Annotated in this window: 16 protein-coding genes; 11 read left to right on the top strand and 5 right to left on the bottom strand. The window is 57.9% G+C overall.

The features are described 5' to 3' along the window. Positions 1-98 precede the first annotated feature (98 nt). Complete coding sequence (gene xylR, locus VGC33_RS15805) at positions 99-1,277, top strand: D-xylose utilization transcriptional activator XylR (protein WP_331121723.1); 1,179 nt, start codon at positions 99-101, stop codon at positions 1,275-1,277. Here xylR and VGC33_RS15810 read toward each other — a convergent pair. Next, positions 1,274-1,672 carry a winged helix-turn-helix transcriptional regulator gene (locus VGC33_RS15810; protein ID WP_414636942.1) on the bottom strand — a complete coding sequence of 133 codons (399 nt, stop codon included), beginning with the start codon at positions 1,670-1,672 and terminating at the stop codon, positions 1,274-1,276. The genes xylR and VGC33_RS15810 overlap by 4 nt on opposite strands. Before the next feature lie 81 nt (positions 1,673-1,753). Here VGC33_RS15810 and VGC33_RS15815 point away from each other — a divergent pair, with 81 nt between their 5' ends. Next, entirely contained in the window at positions 1,754-2,611 is an 858-nt protein-coding gene (locus VGC33_RS15815) for an SDR family oxidoreductase (protein WP_331121724.1), read from the top strand. A gap of 87 nt (positions 2,612-2,698) precedes the next feature. Here VGC33_RS15815 and VGC33_RS15820 read toward each other — a convergent pair whose 3' ends face one another. From VGC33_RS15820 to VGC33_RS15835, 4 genes are all read right to left on the bottom strand, one after another. After that, positions 2,699-3,127 (bottom strand): CopD family protein, encoded by a 429-nt coding sequence (locus VGC33_RS15820; protein WP_331121725.1) that lies wholly within the window; start codon positions 3,125-3,127, stop codon positions 2,699-2,701. Next, positions 3,127-3,501 (bottom strand): DUF3817 domain-containing protein, encoded by a 375-nt coding sequence (locus VGC33_RS15825; RefSeq protein WP_331121726.1) that lies wholly within the window; start codon positions 3,499-3,501, stop codon positions 3,127-3,129. Before VGC33_RS15825 ends, VGC33_RS15820 begins: the two co-directional genes overlap by 1 nt. 163 nt (positions 3,502-3,664) lie before the next feature. Next, entirely contained in the window at positions 3,665-4,888 is a 1,224-nt protein-coding gene (locus VGC33_RS15830; RefSeq protein WP_331121727.1) for an FAD-dependent monooxygenase, read from the bottom strand. A 367-nt stretch (positions 4,889-5,255) separates the two neighbouring features. After that, positions 5,256-5,903, bottom strand: a complete 648-nt coding sequence (locus VGC33_RS15835) for an L-fuculose-phosphate aldolase (RefSeq protein WP_331121728.1) — start codon at positions 5,901-5,903, stop codon at positions 5,256-5,258. 628 nt (positions 5,904-6,531) lie between these two features. Here VGC33_RS15835 and VGC33_RS15840 point away from each other — a divergent pair. The 9 genes from VGC33_RS15840 to VGC33_RS15880 form a co-directional block, all read left to right on the top strand. Next, positions 6,532-8,031 (top strand): sugar ABC transporter ATP-binding protein, encoded by a 1,500-nt coding sequence (locus VGC33_RS15840; protein ID WP_331121729.1) that lies wholly within the window; start codon positions 6,532-6,534, stop codon positions 8,029-8,031. A gap of 3 nt (positions 8,032-8,034) precedes the next feature. Then, positions 8,035-9,015 carry an ABC transporter permease gene (locus VGC33_RS15845; protein ID WP_331121730.1) on the top strand — a complete coding sequence of 327 codons (981 nt, stop codon included), beginning with the start codon at positions 8,035-8,037 and terminating at the stop codon, positions 9,013-9,015. An 83-nt stretch (positions 9,016-9,098) separates the two neighbouring features. Next, positions 9,099-10,022 (top strand): ABC transporter substrate-binding protein, encoded by a 924-nt coding sequence (locus VGC33_RS15850; protein WP_331121740.1) that lies wholly within the window; start codon positions 9,099-9,101, stop codon positions 10,020-10,022. A 63-nt stretch (positions 10,023-10,085) separates the two neighbouring features. After that, positions 10,086-11,846, top strand: a complete 1,761-nt coding sequence (gene fucI / locus VGC33_RS15855; protein ID WP_331121741.1) for an L-fucose isomerase — start codon at positions 10,086-10,088, stop codon at positions 11,844-11,846. Between the two features lie 73 nt (positions 11,847-11,919). Further along, positions 11,920-13,395 (top strand): L-fuculokinase, encoded by a 1,476-nt coding sequence (gene fucK / locus VGC33_RS15860; protein WP_331121731.1) that lies wholly within the window; start codon positions 11,920-11,922, stop codon positions 13,393-13,395. Then, entirely contained in the window at positions 13,389-13,817 is a 429-nt protein-coding gene (gene fucU, locus VGC33_RS15865) for an L-fucose mutarotase (RefSeq protein ID WP_331121732.1), read from the top strand. The genes fucK and fucU overlap by 7 nt, the downstream gene beginning before the upstream one ends. Before the next feature lie 87 nt (positions 13,818-13,904). Continuing rightward, on the top strand, positions 13,905-14,627 hold the full coding sequence (gene fucR / locus VGC33_RS15870; protein ID WP_331121733.1) for an L-fucose operon activator: 723 nt from the start codon (positions 13,905-13,907) through the stop codon (positions 14,625-14,627). 297 nt (positions 14,628-14,924) lie between these two features. Then, positions 14,925-16,115 (top strand): DegT/DnrJ/EryC1/StrS family aminotransferase, encoded by a 1,191-nt coding sequence (locus VGC33_RS15875; protein WP_331121734.1) that lies wholly within the window; start codon positions 14,925-14,927, stop codon positions 16,113-16,115. Positions 16,116-16,490: 375 nt separating this feature from the next. After that, positions 16,491-16,748 (top strand): MFS transporter (locus tag VGC33_RS15880; protein WP_331121257.1); only part of this gene is annotated, 258 nt, incomplete at its 3' end.

Genomic DNA, 16,748 nt, shown 5'->3' on the forward strand with positions numbered 1-16,748 from the left:
TATAATGAATTTGTTAGCTGGCGCACATCCGGTCAATTCTTTCTGATAGTTCAAAGGTATATGCTGGCCTTCGACAGATTTTCGTGAGAACCCACCGTATGTTTGAAAAACGTTATCGTATCACTCTATTATTCAATGCCAATAAAGTGTACGACCGCCAGGTTATCGAGGGTGTCGGCGAGTATTTGCAGGCGTCGCAGTGCGATTGGGATATTTTTATCGAGGATGATTTTCGTTGCCGTATAAACCGTATCGAGGAGTGGCTGGGCGACGGCGTTATCGCCGATTACGACGATAACGAGATTGAACAGCTGCTCAGCGAAGCCAGGGTGCCGGTGGTCGGCGTCGGCGGCTCTTACCAGCACGCCGAGGAATATCCGCCGGTGCATTATATCGCCACCGATAACCATGCGTTGGTGGCCAGCGCCTTTTTGCATCTAAAGGAAAAAGGCCTCAACCGGTTTGCTTTCTACGGCCTGCCGGCCAGCAGCGGCAAGCGCTGGTCACAGGAGCGCGAGCAGGCGTTTCGTAAACTGACGGCGGATGAATATTACCAGCCCATCGTCTACCAGGGCGTGGAAACCGCGGTGGACAATTGGCAGCATGCGCAAAACCGGCTGGCCGACTGGCTGCAATCGCTGCCGCCGCAAACCGGCATTATCGCGGTGACCGATGCGCGCGCGCGCCATCTGCTCCAGGTATGCGAACACCTCAATATCGCCGTGCCGGAAAAACTGTGCGTTATCGGCATCGACAATGAAGAGCTGGCCCGCTGCCTGTCGCGGGTCGCCTTGTCCTCCGTGGCCCAGGGCACCCGCCAGATGGGTTACCAGGCCGCCAAGCTGCTGCACCAGTTGCTGAATAAATCACGTTTGCCGCTGCAACGGATCCTGGTGCCGCCGCTGAAAGTCATGGAGCGCCGCTCGACCGACTTTCGCTCGCTGCGCGATCCGGCGGTGATCCAGGCGATGCATTATATCCGCTATCACGCCTGCAAAGGCATCAAGGTCGAACAGGTGCTGGACGTGGTGGGCATGTCCCGCTCCAACCTGGAAAAACGGTTCAAGGACGAGACCAGCAAAACCATCCATAACGTCATTCATGAAGAGAAGCTGGAAAGCGCGCGCAATTTATTGATCTCCACCTCGCTCACCATCAACGAGGTGTCGCAAATGTGCGGCTACCCCTCATTACAGTATTTTTATTCGGTATTTAAAAAAGGGTTCGACATTACCCCAAAGGACTACCGGGAAAAATACGGTGAAATGTCTTACTAAGCCTCGGCTTTTTCCCGACGCGTTTGCATAATCAACGGCAAATGGGTTTCAATCCAGTCGGCCAGATCCTCGACGATGCCGCCGACCTCCAGGCCAAGTTCACTCAGGCTATATTCCACATGGGGCGGCATCACCGGCAGTGATTTGCGGACCACCAGGCCGTCGTTCTCAAGGCAGGCAAGGGTTTGCGCGAGCATCTTTTCACTGACGCCGCCGATTTTACGGCGCAGCTCGCTAAAGCGATGAGTCCCCTGCGCCAGGGCAATGAGCACCAGCACCCCCCAACGGCTGGTCAGATGTTTCAGCACTTCACGGGAAGGGCAATTGGCGTCAAGCAGCTCACCGCGCTGCATTTGCCGCGCCAGGGCGGATTTCGGCCCGGTCGGAGAATTCATATACGCACCTTTTTGTTAGTACTTACTTTAAGTAAGTATAGAGGCTATGATGAATTTTGTGCACCCACATCGGAGAAAAATATGATTGTGATTACCGGAGCGACCGGCCAACTGGGCCGTTTAGTCATCGCTGAACTCATGAAATCCCATCCGGCGGCGGAATTGGTGGCCGCCGTGCGCTCGCCGCAAAACGCGCAGGATCTGGCGGCATTGGGCGTGCAGATCCGCCAGGCCGATTATGATCGGCCCGAGACGCTGGACAGCGCATTGCGGGGGGCGACGAAACTGCTGCTGATCTCGTCAAATGACCTTGGCCAGCGCACGCGCCAGCACGGGGCGGTGATCGATGCCGCCAGACGCGCCGGGGTAACATTGCTGGCGTACACCAGCTTGCTGCACGCCGATACCAGCCCGCTGGGACTGGGGGCGGAACACCGCGCCACGGAAGCGCTGCTGCGTGATTCCGGCCTGCCGGTCGTGCTGTTGCGCAACGGCTGGTATAACGAAAACCACGCCGCCGGCATTCCCGCCGCCCTGGCCCACCATGCCCTGGCGGGCAGCGCCGGCGAGGGACGGATAGCCTCGGCCGCGCGCGCCGACTATGCGGCGGCGGCGGCGGCGGTATTAACCCTGGACGGCCAGGCGGGCAACGTTTATGAACTGGCGGGCGACAGCGCCTATACCCTGCCCGAACTGGCGGCGGAAATTACCCGCCAGTCCGGTACGGCGGTGAAGTATGTCGACCTGCCGCGGGACGAATACCAGGCGTTGCTTGTCCAGGCCGGATTGCCCGAGCCGGTGGCCGCGCTGCTGGCGGATTCGGATGCCGGCGCGTCGCAGGGCGGTTTGTTTGATGATGGCCGCCAGTTAAGCCGGCTGATCGGGCGCGCCACCACCCCTATCGGTGAGACGGTGGCCGCCGTGCTGAAAGCAGGCTAGTCGACAAAGCCCGCGTTCGATGCGCGTTGCTGAACGCCGGGCAGGTTGATTCGCCCTCGCCGCCAGGATGCGAAGCGTTACCCGCGCCTATAGCGGTTCAAGCACGATCAGCAGTACGCAGGCAATCAGCGCCACCAGAATAAAGGTGACGGCATGGCGCAGCAAGGAAGGGGCCTTGAGCTCGCCGCGCCCCAGGCTGCGGCGAAAAGATCCCGACTGCATGCCGTGCAGCGCCGATAACGCCAGGACAAAAATGACCTTGACGATAAGCGACGCGGACGGCGGCCAATTGCCCATCAGCGTCAGCGCCACGCCGGAAATCCAGGTGAGGATCATGGCCGGCAGCGTCAGGGTCTGGTTAAAGCGCTGGACGGCGCTGAATATCCGCAGGCCGGGCGCGCGCTCGGCGGCGGGTGTTTTTTTCCAGGCGGTCATCGCCACCGCCAGCAGCAGCATACCGCCGATCCATAGCGTAAACGCCACCAGATGCAGCGACTTTATCAGCATAAAGCTCATTATACCCGTTTCTCCTTAACCGGTGCGTCGTCCACACCCGGCCCGGCCGCACGCCGGGTGATCATTCCCATATTGAAAAACGTCCCGAACGGGATAAACGCCAGCAGCAGCAGCCGCGCCACCTGGGCTTTGCGCCACATGCCGCCGGAGGCGGTATTAATCACCATCCAGGCGTAAAACAAAAAGGCCAGTCCGTGGATCGGCCCCATTATTGCGCTTACCTGCGGCAAACCCGCGAGATGTTTTAACGGCACCGCGATACCCGTCAGGATAACCAGCGTACAGCCTTCCACCACTGACGCGAGATGCAGGCGCCTTAGCAGCGTAAGCTCCGCGCCGTCCAGTCCGGACCGCGCCTGATGGTCGATAGCCACATTCACCCTTATTACCGCGAGTCACGCTGGCGCGGGAAAGATATTAGAAATGTAGGGTTATTCTAACCGGGTAGCGCCATGGCGGCAAGCGGGGCGGGCCACGGCGGTGATAGGGACACCGGGGCGGACGTGGACCAACGGCCCCGGTGTCCGGCCGGCGCCGTTAGCCGCCGAAGGGACGCGTTTCACCCGCGGGCGGGCTGAACGCGGTGGCATCGTAGGAGAAGACCCAATTGGCCTCCAGGCCGCAGGCGTGCGGATTCATCAGCGCATTGAACCTGTACCTGACATCACGCCGGAACTGCTGCCAGGGGGTGGGCAAATGATAGATTTTACCCCGCTCGCGCGCCGAAAGCTGGACCCGGCTGGTGCGCGGCAACCGTTCGTCCTCGTATAACCGCAGCGCCTCGGGGATATCACCGGCATTGGCCGCCAGGACGCTGGCGAGCACATACCCGTCCTCTATGGCCATGGCCGCGCCCTGGGCGAGGAAAGGCAGCATGGGATGCGCCGCGTCGCCCAGCAGGGTGATATGCCCCTGCGACCAGCGTTGCATAGGGTCCCGGTCGAACAGGCCCCATTTCAAAACGTTTTGCGCGCAAGAGAGGATGCGCAGCAGATCGGGATGCCAGCCGCTGAAGGTGCGCAACAGCTCGTCGCGATTACTGGGCAAATGCCAGGACGCCTCCTGCCAGTCGGCGGCTTCGCTGACCGCGACGATGTTCAACACCCGACCGCCGCTGATGGTATAGGTCACCACATGTCCATTCGGGCCAAGCCAAACGGCGGAAACCGGGCTGATAAAGTCGGAACGCTCACCCAGGGCGATGGCGGCGCGCCAGCAGATATGCCCGGTAAAACGCGGCGCCTCGTCGCCGAACAGCGCATCGCGCACCACCGAATGAACGCCGTCGGCGCCCACGATCACGTCCGCCTCGAATTGCTCGCCATTATCAAAGCGGGCGACCGCTTTCCCGTCCAGGTTGAGCACCGATACGCAGCGCGCGTTATGGGTAATAAAGCGCGCATCGACCAGGCCTATCAGCATGGCGAGCAAATCGGCCCGGTGCAGGTGATAAAACTCCGCGCCGAACAGCTGGGGGCAGGCATCGGACAAGGGCGTGCGGAATTTCTCCCTCCCGGTGCGCCAGTTGCGCCCGACAATCGCCTGCGGCAGGTATCCCAGACGCTGAAGCTCGCCGTCCAGGCCAAGGGCCTTTAATACCTTTACCGCGTTGGGCGTCATTTGTACCCCCGCGCCCACTTCTCTAAACGCCGCGGTTCGTTCAAACAGATGTGCTTCCATGCCCCATTGCTGCAATGATGCGGTTAATGCAGCGCCACCGATGCCTCCGCCGATGACCCCTATACGAAGCTTACGATTCATTCAGTTAACCTTTAGTGAATAAACGTTTAATGAAATACCGCTCACACCTTTTGTCGGAACCCACCCGTGGATCGCAAGAAAACGGGGGTCAGGCATATGTCGGGAGGTTGGGGATGTTACCGGCCGTCCCGGCATGGGGAGTGCTAATGTCAGTCTTGTTCACCGCGACGGGCGGCGCAATGGCGGGGGCGTCATAGACATATTGCTTATTATTTTATGAATAACAGCTAGCTGTATATCTACACCTCATATCGCGCGTTGCGGGGGGATGGGCCTGACTCGCTCACCCCAGTCGCTTGGTAAAATAAGCGCCCGGGATTCGCGGCCGGAAAATGAGGGACGGCGCGGCGCCCGTTTTTTGCCTGGGTTATTGCTCCACCCGCAGGCCGTAGGTTTTGAATTTTTCCAACACCCGCATGATTTCATCACCGGACAATACCGGTACCGGATCGGTAATCGGCAGCAATTTTAAATACAGCGTGGCCAGCACTTCCACCTCATGGGCCAGCCATAGCGCCCTGGCCAGGTTTTCTTCCGCCGCGATAAGGCCATGATGCTGCAGCAGGATGGCCTTGCGATGTTTCATCGCCTCGGCCACATGTTCGGACAACGCCCTGCTGCCGAAAGTGGCGTAGGGCGCGCAGGGAATATCGTCTCCGCCGGCGGCGGCAATCATATAGTGGATGGCCGGAATCGGCCGGTTGAGGATCGATACGCCGGTACAGTTAACCGCATGGTTATGGACCACGGCGTTGGCGTCCGGCCGGGTCTGATAAACCGCCTGGTGAAAACGCCATTCGCTGGAGGGGATCTTATCGGTCTCGCCGTGCCCCTGGTCATCGACGAAAACAATGTGCTGTTCCGTCAATTGCTCATAGGCGATGCCGGATGGCGTTATCAGCATGCCGCCCTGGTAACGGACGCTGACATTGCCGGCGGTGCCCTGGTTCAATCCTAAACGCGTCATTTCCAGACAGGTGGCGATGATCTCGCGCGCAAGCGTCGTTCTTCCCATGATTACTCCTCAGGTTAATAAATGCCGTTTTTCCGCATAATAATTAACTGAACGACTTGCCTTGCCGTTACCGGGCATTATATTTGTGATCGTGACGACATTATTTTGATGAGCATGAGGATTTAACAATAATTGTGTTAAACAGAAATGTCCGTTTATTAGCGACATCCACCTAAACGGTCAATTCGGCTTACGAATGTTAATAACTGCCCGTTTTTTTAATAAACCTCAAATACGGACATTTACCCGTGATTATTTTTTATTTTTAAAGGAAAAAAGACCTTTGCTAATACCCTTTTTTAGTGACTAGCTTCACAATTTATTTACATAACGCGCCTTCTGCCTTACCCGCCATAGGTTTTTATAACCATCTGCCTTAGATTTTTTTCAGCGGAGGGATTTCGCGATATTCAACGTCATCGCCCCGCAGCGGCGGGTCCCTGCCGAGGTCCAGGGACAATGCAACGATATATTTAGTTGTTTATTAACGGATTATAACAATTGTTCCGATCGTCATCACAAAAAAAGCACAAATACTTTGTTTATTTCGTGAACATTTCATAAATTGCTAACTCGAGTTAGCTAACCGATAAAATGACGATAAAGTTCTTTTTTATCCGGAGGCGACATGTCTGCAGCGTTATTAACCATGAAGCATGTTACGAAACGGTTTCCCGGGGTGCTGGCCCTGGATAATGTTAATTTCGATTTACATCGCGGGGAGGTTCATGCGCTGCTGGGTGAAAACGGCGCGGGCAAATCCACGCTGATGAAAATTTTATCCGGCGTCTATTCCTGCGATGAGGGCCAGATAGAACTTGACGGCCGGCCGGTGACCATTACCAGCCCGATCCAGGCGGGGGCGCTGGGAATTGCCATTATTCACCAGGAATTCAACTTATTCCCCGATTTGACGGTGGAACAGAATATTTATATCGGCCGGGAACATCATAAACGCGCGAAATGGATCCTCGATGACGTGTCCCAGCGCCAGGCGGTGTCGGGTATCCTGCGCATGCTGAACCTGACCATCGATCCGGACAAACGTATCAGCGAATTAACCGTGGCGCAGCAGCAGATGGTGGAAATCGCCAAGGCGCTCTCGGTCAACGCCAAAATCCTGATCATGGACGAGCCCACCGCGGCCCTGACCGAGAGTGAAATCGACAGTCTGTTCAAGGTGATAGAACTGTTGAAGTCGCAGGGGGTAGCCATTGTTTATATCTCCCACCGCCTGGAGGAACTGGCGCTTATCGCCGATCGCGCCACGGTCATGCGCGACGGCAAATATATCGCCACCGTCGACTACACCATGGTGCGCATCGAACAGCTGATCGCCATGATGGTGGGACGGGAGCTGGGCGATATTTACCCCGCCCGGGCCGCCACCCCCGGCGCCGACGTGGTGCTGGGCGTGCGAAATCTCGGCCGCAAGGGGGTGCTGAACAATATCACCTTTGAACTGCGCAAGGGCGAGATACTCGGCTTCGCGGGGCTGATGGGCGCCGGCCGGACCGAGGTGGCGCGGGCGCTGTTTGGCGCCGATCCCATAGACTGCGGTGAAATAAGCCTGTCGGGCGTTGAGGTTAAAATAAACAGCGTCCACGGCGCCATTGCCCTGGGCATCGGCTACCTGACCGAAGATCGCAAAAAAGACGGGCTGGCGCTGGGCCTGTCGGTCGGCACCAATATTATGCTCAGCAGCTACCGGCACTATGCCAACGCATTAGGGATTATCGACGAAAAGCGATGTCACGCCGAAAGTGAACGCCTGCGCCGCCAGTTGCGTATTAAAACGCCGAGCCTGGAACAGCTGGCGGTAAATTTAAGCGGCGGCAACCAGCAGAAAATTATCATCGCCAAATGGCTTTGCAAGAACTCGGAAATACTTATTTTTGATGAACCGACACGCGGCATTGACGTGGGCGCCAAGCTGGAAATATACGACCTGATGAACCGTCTAACGGCGGAAGGTAAATCCATCATTATGATTTCCTCTGAATTACCGGAGATCCTGGGTATGTGCGACAGAATATTGGTAATGCGTCAGGGGCGTATTACCGCCGAGCTGTCGGCCGGGCAGGCCAATCAGGAAAATATAATGAAATATGCGACGCTGGAGGGGTAAATTATGATTGGCGTAACCAAATACTTACAGAACGGCTCCAATAAAAAAATAAGCAATAAAGCGTTGCTGATGCGTTTTGCTCCGCTGCTGAGTTTGATCCTGCTGATGATATTTTTCAGCCTGGGTTCGCCGTTTTTCCTTAATACCGAAAACCTGATGACCATCGCCCTGCAAACCTCGGTGATAGGCATCATGGCCATCGGCGTGACCTACGTCATCATTACCTCCGGCATCGATCTGTCGCTGGGGTCGGTGGTGGCCTTTTCCGGCGTGGCCGTCGGCCTGGGAGCGGCGGCCGGACTGCCGCTGGCGCTGTGTATCCTCTGCGGGGCGCTGGGCGGCGCGTTGTGCGGTTATATCAACGGCTTCCTGGTGGCCAGGGCGGCCATTCCGCCGTTTATCGCCACGCTCGGCCTGATGATGTCGGTGCGCGGCATCAATATGGTGCTGACGGACGGCCGCGCCATATATTTTTCGCAATATCCCGGATTCAAAACCCTGGCCCAGGGCAAGCTGTTCGATTTTCTGCCCTACCCGGTTATCTACCTGATCGTGCTGGCGGCCATTGCCGCCTATATCCTGAAAAGAACCGTCATCGGCCGGTATATCTACGCCATCGGCAGCAATGAGGACGCCGCCCATTTATCGGGAATCAAAGTCAGGAAGGTCAAGGTATTCGTTTATCTCTTCTGCGGCATATTGACCGGCATCGCCGGGGTCATATTGGCATCGCGGCTGAACTCCGGACAACCGACCGTGGGCGTGGGCTATGAGCTTGAGGCCATCGCCGCGGTCGTGATCGGCGGCACCAGCCTGATGGGCGGCATCGGCACCATCGGCGGCACTATTATCGGCGCGTTTATCATGAGCGTGCTTAAAAATGGACTGAATTTAATGGGCGTGTCGCAATTCTGGCAAATGGTTGCGATGGGCATTGTCGTGGTTGCAGCGGTGTATCTGGATACATTGCGCAAAAAAATCTAATTCACCGACGTTCCTATTACCTAAAAAATATAACTTTGGAGGTTGTCATGATGAAATTAATCAGGCTGTGCGGCTTTGCGCTGATGACGTTTTACGGCGCGGGCGGTGCTTATGCCGCCACCGGCGACATCTATATCCCGGTGGTCAGTAAAGGCTATCAGCATGAATTTTTCCAAACGGTAAAACTGGGTTCGGAGGCGGCGGCAAAAGAATTAGGCATAAAAACCAGTTTTGTCGGCCCGGCCGACGAAACGCAAATCGCCGAACAAATCCAGCTGATGGAAAATACCATTACGCGCCAGCCCAGCGGTATTCTGCTGGCGGCGTTGGATGCCAACGCGCTGGTGCCGCTGGTGGAAATGGCGCACAGCAAAAAAATCGCCGTCGCCACCTTTGACTCGGGCGTCAACTCCGATATCCCGGTAAGTTTTGTCGCCACCAATAACGTCAAGGCCGGCTCCGCGGCGGCGGACGCCCTGGCGAAAGAGGTGGGGGGCAAAGGCAAGGTCGGCATTATCGCCCATGTGGCGGGCACCACGTCGGCGATAGAGCGCACCGAGGGTTTTACCAAGACCATTAAGGAAAAATACCCCGCCATTACCGTGTTGCCGGTGCAATACAGCGATGGGGATCCGCAGAAAGCCATGGATAAAACCATCGATATGGTGCAGGCCAATCCCGATCTGGCCGGCATCTACGCCACCAACGAGGGTTCGACGCTGGGCGTGGCCAACGCCATCGACAGCCTGAGCCTGGCCGGCAAGGTCAAGGTCATCGGGTTCGACAGCACCGAGGCCATCATCGGCTTCCTTAAGTCCAATACCCTGCAGGGCTTTATCGTTCAGGACGCTTACCAGATTGGCTACCAGGGCATCAAGACCCTCGACGGCTACCTCAAGGGCCAAACGGTGGCAAAAGTCATCGATATCCCGGTGAAATTCGTTACCCAAAACAATCTTAACGATCCGGCCATTCAGAAATTGCTCTATCCATTCGGCAAAAAATAGCCGTCAACCTCAGAAGGAATTGCCATGAGCAACACATCAGCTTCCCCACAGCGGCATGACGATATGCCGGCCATCGGCATACGCCCGGTTATCGACGGACGGCGCCTGGGCATCCGCGAATCGCTGGAAGAACAAACCCTGTCCATGGCGCGCGCCACCGCCGCCCTGTTGACCGAGTCCCTGCGTTATCCCAACGGCGAGCCGGTAGTGTGCGTCATTGCCGATACCTGCATCGCCGGGATGGCGGAATCCGCCGCCTGCGAACGCAAATTCAGCAGCCGCAATATCGGCCTGACCATTACCGTGACGCCGTGCTGGTGTTACGGCAGCGAAACCATCGATATGGACCCCTTCCGGCCGAAAGCCATCTGGGGATTTAACGGCACCGAGCGCCCCGGCGCGGTGTACCTGGCCGCCGCGCTGGCCGGCCATAACCAGAAAGGCCTGCCGGCGTTCGCCATCTATGGCCACGACGTGCAGGACGGCGGCGACGGCGCCATTCCCGACGACGTGCGGGAAAAACTGCTGCGTTTCACCCGCGCCGGCATCGCCGCGGCGTCCCTGCGCGGTAAAAGCTATCTGTCGATAGGCGGCGTCGCCATGGGCATCGCCGGATCCATTGTCGATCACGACTTTTTTGAATCCTGGCTGGGCATGAAGGTGCAGGCGGTGGATATGACCGAGCTGCGCCGCCGCATGGATCAGGGTATTTATGATGAGCAGGAGCTGGAACTGGCGCTGGCCTGGGCGGACAACGCGTTTCGTTTCGGCCGGGACAAGAATGCGCAGCAGTACCGCCGCGACGCCGGCCAAAGCCGGGGGGTGTTGCGCGACAGCCTGCTGATGGCCATCTGTATCCGCGACATGATGCAAGGCAGCGACAAGGTGGCGGCCAAAGGGTTTATCGAAGAGTCGCTGGGCTATAACGCCATCGCCGCCGGCTTCCAGGGCCAGCGGCACTGGACCGATCAATACCCCAACGGCGACACCGCCGAGGCGTTGCTCAACAGCTCGTTCGACTGGAACGGGGTGCGCGAGCCGATGGTGGTGGCGACGGAAAACGATAGCCTGAACGCCGCCGCCATGCTGTTTGGCCGCGCCCTCACCGGTACCGCGCAAATTTTTGCCGACGTGCGCACCTACTGGTCGCCGCAGGCGGTGGAACGGGTTACCGGCCATCGGCTTGAAGGCCGGGCCGCGGCGGGCATTATCCATTTGATCAACTCCGGTTCGGCGGCGCTTGACGGCAGCTGTCGCCATACCGACGGCGCGGGCAACCCCACCATCAAACCGCATTGGGACGTCACCGAGGAAGACGCGCGGGCCTGCCTGGAGGCCACCGAGTGGTGTCCGGCCATCCATGAATATTTTCGCGGCGGCGGTTATTCATCCTGCTTTTTAAGCCGGGGCGGCGTGCCTTTTACCATGACGCGCGTCAACATCATCCGGGGGGTCGGCCCGGTGCTGCAAATCGCCGAAGGCTGGAGCATTGATTTGCCCGCCGACGTCCACGATACGCTGAACCAGCGTACCGACTCTACCTGGCCGACCACCTGGTTTGCCCCCCGGCTGACCGGACAGGGACCGTTTCGCGACGTCTACTCGGTCATGGCCAACTGGGGCGCCAATCACGGGGTGCTGAGCGTGGGCCACGTCGGCGCCGACTTTATTACCCTGGCGGCGATGCTGCGCATCCCGGTGTGCATGCATAACGTGGCGCAGGAAGACATCTATCGGCCCTCCGCCTGGGCCGCCCACGGCATGGACCCGGAAGGTCAGGATTACCGCGCCTGCGCCAACTACGGCGCGTTATATAAAAAATAACCCTGGCGGCGCGCGGCCGGCCCCTGCGGGATTGCCGGCGCCGCCGCCCCCATTATGCGAGTCGGGAGTGCCCATGAACCAAGACGTGGTTATCGTGCTGGACTGCGGCGCCACCAATATCCGGGCGATCGCCATGGCCCCGGACGGCCGGGTGGTCGCCAAAGCGGTTATGCCGAACGCCAGCCTGCCGGCGACGGAAAATCCCGACTGGCAAATCTGGTCGCTGGACGCCATTATGGACAGCTTCAGCCAGTGCGCCCGCCGGCTGGCGGGCGAACTGACGTCCTGCCGGGTGCGCGGTCTGGCCGTGACCACCTTTGGCGTCGACGGCGCCCTGGTGGACGCGCAAGGCGCCCTGCTGTATCCGGTTATCAGCTGGAAATGCCCGCGTACCGCGCCGGTAATGGCCGATATCGCCCGCTTTATCAGCCCGGCGGAATTACAGGCCATATCGGGTATCGGCCCGTTCAGTTTTAATACCCTGTATAAACTTGTCTGGCTGAAACAGCACCATCCCGGCCTGCTGGCCAAAGCCCACGCCTGGCTGTTTATCTCGTCGCTTATCAATCACCGCCTGACCGGCGCGTTTACCACCGATCGCACCATGGCCGGCACCAGCCAGCTGCTGGACGTCGGCCGCGAGCGCTTTAGCGAACGGATCCTGGCGGCCGTCGGCCTGGACGCCGCGCTGTTTCCGCCGCTGGTGAACGCCGGCGACAGCATCGGCGCGCTGCTGCCCGCCGCCGCCGCGCGGCTGGGGCTGCCGCCGGGCCTGCCGGTCATCGCCGCCGGCCATGACACGCAGTTCGCGCTGTTCGGATCGGGCGCCGGGCTTGATCAGCCGGTGCTGTCCTCCGGCACCTGGGAAATACTGATGGTGCGCAGCCGGCGGGTGGACACCGGATTATTACCGGCCATCGCCGGGTCTACCTGCGAGCTGGACAGCTGCGCCGGCCTGTTTAATCCCGGCCTGCAATGGCTCGCGTCCGGCGTGCTGGAGTGGGTGCGGCAGCTTTGCTGGGCGTCGGCGCCGTCCGCCGGGGTTTATGACGAGATGATTCGCGAGGCGCGGGAAGTGCCGCCCGGGGCGGACGGCGTCAGGATGTCCGGTTCCCTGCTGGCGGCGGGAGCGGGCCTGGCGAGCTGGCGGGGGCTGTCGCTGGCGGCCCGGCGCGGGCATATTTACCGCGCCGCGCTGGAGGGCCTGGCCATGACCCTGCGCGATAACCTGGCGCTATTGGAACAAATAGGGCATTTCACCGTCAGTGAACTGACGCTGGTGGGCGGCGGCGGTCGCAACGCGTTGTGGAATCAGATCAAGGCCGATCTGCTGAATGTCCCGATCAAAGTCATCAATGAGGCGGAAACCACGGTATTGGGCGCCTCGATGTTCATCTGGAGCGGCATCGGTTATGTTCCATCGCCGGAGCATGCCCGTGGCCTGGTCGCCTATCAATATCAATGGTTCAGGCCGGGCGGCGACTATGCCGACGTTCAGTGGTCGCCGCCCGGCCTGCCGTCATCTCAACCTGGAGTTCCCGTATGCTGAAACTGATATCACCGCTTATCTCGCCGTCGTTGCTTAAAACGCTGGCCGAAATGGGGCATGGCGACGAGATTATTTTCGCCGATGCGCATTTCCCCGGTCATTCCCTCGGCCCGCAGGTGCTGCGCGCCGACGGTCTGGACATCGGCCCGCTGCTCGCGGCGGTGATCCCGCTGTTCCAGCTCGACAGCTACGCCGCGCCGCTGGTGATGATGATGCCCGGCGAAGGGGATGAACTGGACCCGGCGGTGGAAACCCGCTACCTGCGGGCCCTGTTTGGCGCGCACACCCCCCAGCCGGTAACGCGCATCGACCGCTATGCTTTTTATGAGCGCGCCCGGCGCGCGTTTGCCATCGTCATGACCGGCGAACGGGCAAAATACGGTAATATCTTGCTAAAAAAAGGCGTAACGCCCATATTTTGACCCCCCGATGCCGTATCTTATGCCGACAAGCGCTTTCGCGCCCTTGACCGGGGGCCGGAGGCTGCGCATCGGGTAGCGGGAGGGCAGATGAAATCAACGCGGCAGCAAGACATCCTGGCGTTAATATCCCAGCAGGAAGTCCTGAAGGTAGATGAACTGGCGGCATGGTTCGAGGTCAGCAAGGAAACCATACGCCGGGATTTCAACAGCCTGCAGGACCAGGGCCTGATCATCCGCCAGCATGGCAGGGCCAAGGGCATTCCCCGCGGCCAACCGGACAGCGGCGATTCGTTTAATGCCCGCGTCAAAAGCCATCTGAACAGCAAGGCCGATATCGCCGACCAGGCCTTGACCTGGATCGACGAGGATATGGTGATTGCCCTGGACGCCAGCACCACCTGCTGGTATCTGGCCAAAAAACTGCCGGATATTCCGCTGACCGTGTTTACCAATAGCGTCCGGGTTTGCCGCGAGCTGGAAAAAAAATCCCATGTCACGCTGGTCAGCTCCGGCGGCACCCTGCAACGCAAATATGCCTGTTATGTCAATCCGTCGCTGTTTTCCATCGTCAAGCATCTCGATATCGACCTGTTTATCTTTTCCTGCGAAGGCATTGATAATGATGACATTATGTGGGATTCAAACGCGATAAACGCCGATTATAAGGCGCTGATGCTCAACAAGGCCACCCAGTCGCTGCTGCTGATGGACAAAAGCAAGCTCGGGCGCAGGAGCACGGTGAAAATCGGCCCGCTGGCGCTGGTGGAGCGGGTCATTTCAGATACCGAGTACGACAAGCCGCAAATCTGATGCCGCCGGCCGATAGCGCGACGTATTGACCCCGGGAGCCGGCCGGGGGGGCAACAACGCCGGCAAACCGCATCGATGCTTGAATATTAAAATCCTACTATTTATTGCAAGCAAATAGATATATTAACGCTAAATCATTGTGTGTAAATTGACGTGAAAATTTTAACTTTTTGATGATTTTTTCACACCAATGACATAAGTTATCTACCCGGACATCAAGGAAGAATAAGCTATATGCTTAACATTATTGATATTAATCATCTCGCATCAGAATTATTAGAGGCTGGAAAATCCAGCATGAAGTTAGCCCAATTACCCACGGAAAAAGAAGGCTTAATTAACCTCATTAATAACGAAGCCGGTTATGAAAACGGCGCCGCCATTCCGTTCCTTCCCTTCGCCCGGCTTAATTCAAGCAAAGAGCGGGCGGCCTGTCTGGAAAAAATGGCAAAGGTCGTCGCGTCGGGCCAGTTTACCAGCGGAGACTTTATTGCCCGGCTGGAAAAACGGCTGGCGGAGTATTACCGGGCGTCCTCATGCATCGCCACCAGCAGCGGGACGGACGCGCTTAAAATAGCGTTGAAGGCGGTCGGGGTCGGCGCGGGTGATGAAGTCATCGTGCCGCCCAACTCTTTCGCCGCCACGGAAAACGCCATATTTTCCATTGGGGCAAGGCCGGTTTACGGTAATATCGATGCCAGTTTCAATCTCAGCCCGTCGGAGATCCCGCGGCTGGTTACCGCGCGCACCAAAGCCATCCTGGCCGTTTGCCTGTACGGCTCCATCAGGAATATGAGCGCCATCGCCCAGGAGGCCAGGCATCACGAGCTGCGCGTCATTATCGACGCGGCGCAGTGTTTTGGCATACCGGATATCATCAATTACGGCGATGTGGTGACGCTGAGTTTCAATCCATTTAAAAACATCGGCGGTTTCGGCAAGTCGGGCGCGTTGCTGACCTGTTCCTCGGCAATAGCCAAAAGAGCGCGGCAATTTTCCCACCACGGCTTTTGCGAGGGTAAAAAAAACGTCAAGGTCCAGAATTGGGGATATAACAGCCGGATGGATAATATCCAGGCGGCGACGTTATTAGCCAAATTATCTTTTTTTACCTTGAATGCGTTAAAACGATCTTATCTGGCTTATCGTTATATCAAGAAACTTACCCCCCTGGAAAACCGTGGATGTATTACATTGCCGGTCGAAAAAAAGGCGAATACCTGGAATTTATTTCCCATACGGGTGATTGCGGGCAAGCGTGACGAGCTGATACGCTTTGCCAAAATCATGAATATTGAATTTGATATTTATTATCCCATATTAGGCTATGATGGAGCCAATGAATACGCCTTAACCTATCAGGACAAAATAAGCTTCGCCACCAGCCGCAGTATTCATGCCTCGGTGCTGCAAATACCCTTGCACAATCACATGTCCCTGGAAGAGCAGGACCGGATAGTCAGCGTTATCCACCAATTTTTTCAGTGAGCAGGCCCGTTTGCCGGGACGATGGTGGACAATCGCCGGCCGGTTGCGCCAGTATGGCGTTCAATGCGACCGGCCCGCGCCATTGCCCGGCGCGGCCGGAAAAACCGCCGGCGCCGGCAAAGGATTGCCGGCGCCGGGAATGAGGCGATTTCCGGTTAAATGAACCAACGTTTCTTAATTAAAGAAATAAACTTTTAAAAACTTGAGCTTGATCGCCCCGCTCTTTATTTTTTTGCCATTCCATCAACGGACCTGGCAACGGCAGAAAGGTTTCTCACCGCGCCAGGCGTTAGGGTTGACATCGACAATGATGATGAGGGTCTGTTGACCATCGTCGCCATGCCCTGTCAACGCCTTACCCGGGGATTCATGACAATGAAAATACGTTCCATAGGTTTACCTCAGTACCTGGCTTATGGCTCCGGCGACTTCCTGGGGGCGGGCACCACCGCCCTGACCGCCGCCTGGCTGCTTTATTTTTACACCACCTTCTGCGGCCTTTCGCCCATCGAAGCCACCTTTATCTTTGCCTGCGCGCGGGTACTGGACGCGGTGGTCAGCCCGCTGATGGGCTACCTGACCGATAACTTCGGCGGCACCTGGCTTGGCAAGCGCTTCGGCCGCCGCAAGTTC

The organism is Acerihabitans sp., assembly GCF_036398755.1.
Classification (GTDB): domain Bacteria; phylum Pseudomonadota; class Gammaproteobacteria; order Enterobacterales; family Enterobacteriaceae; genus Acerihabitans.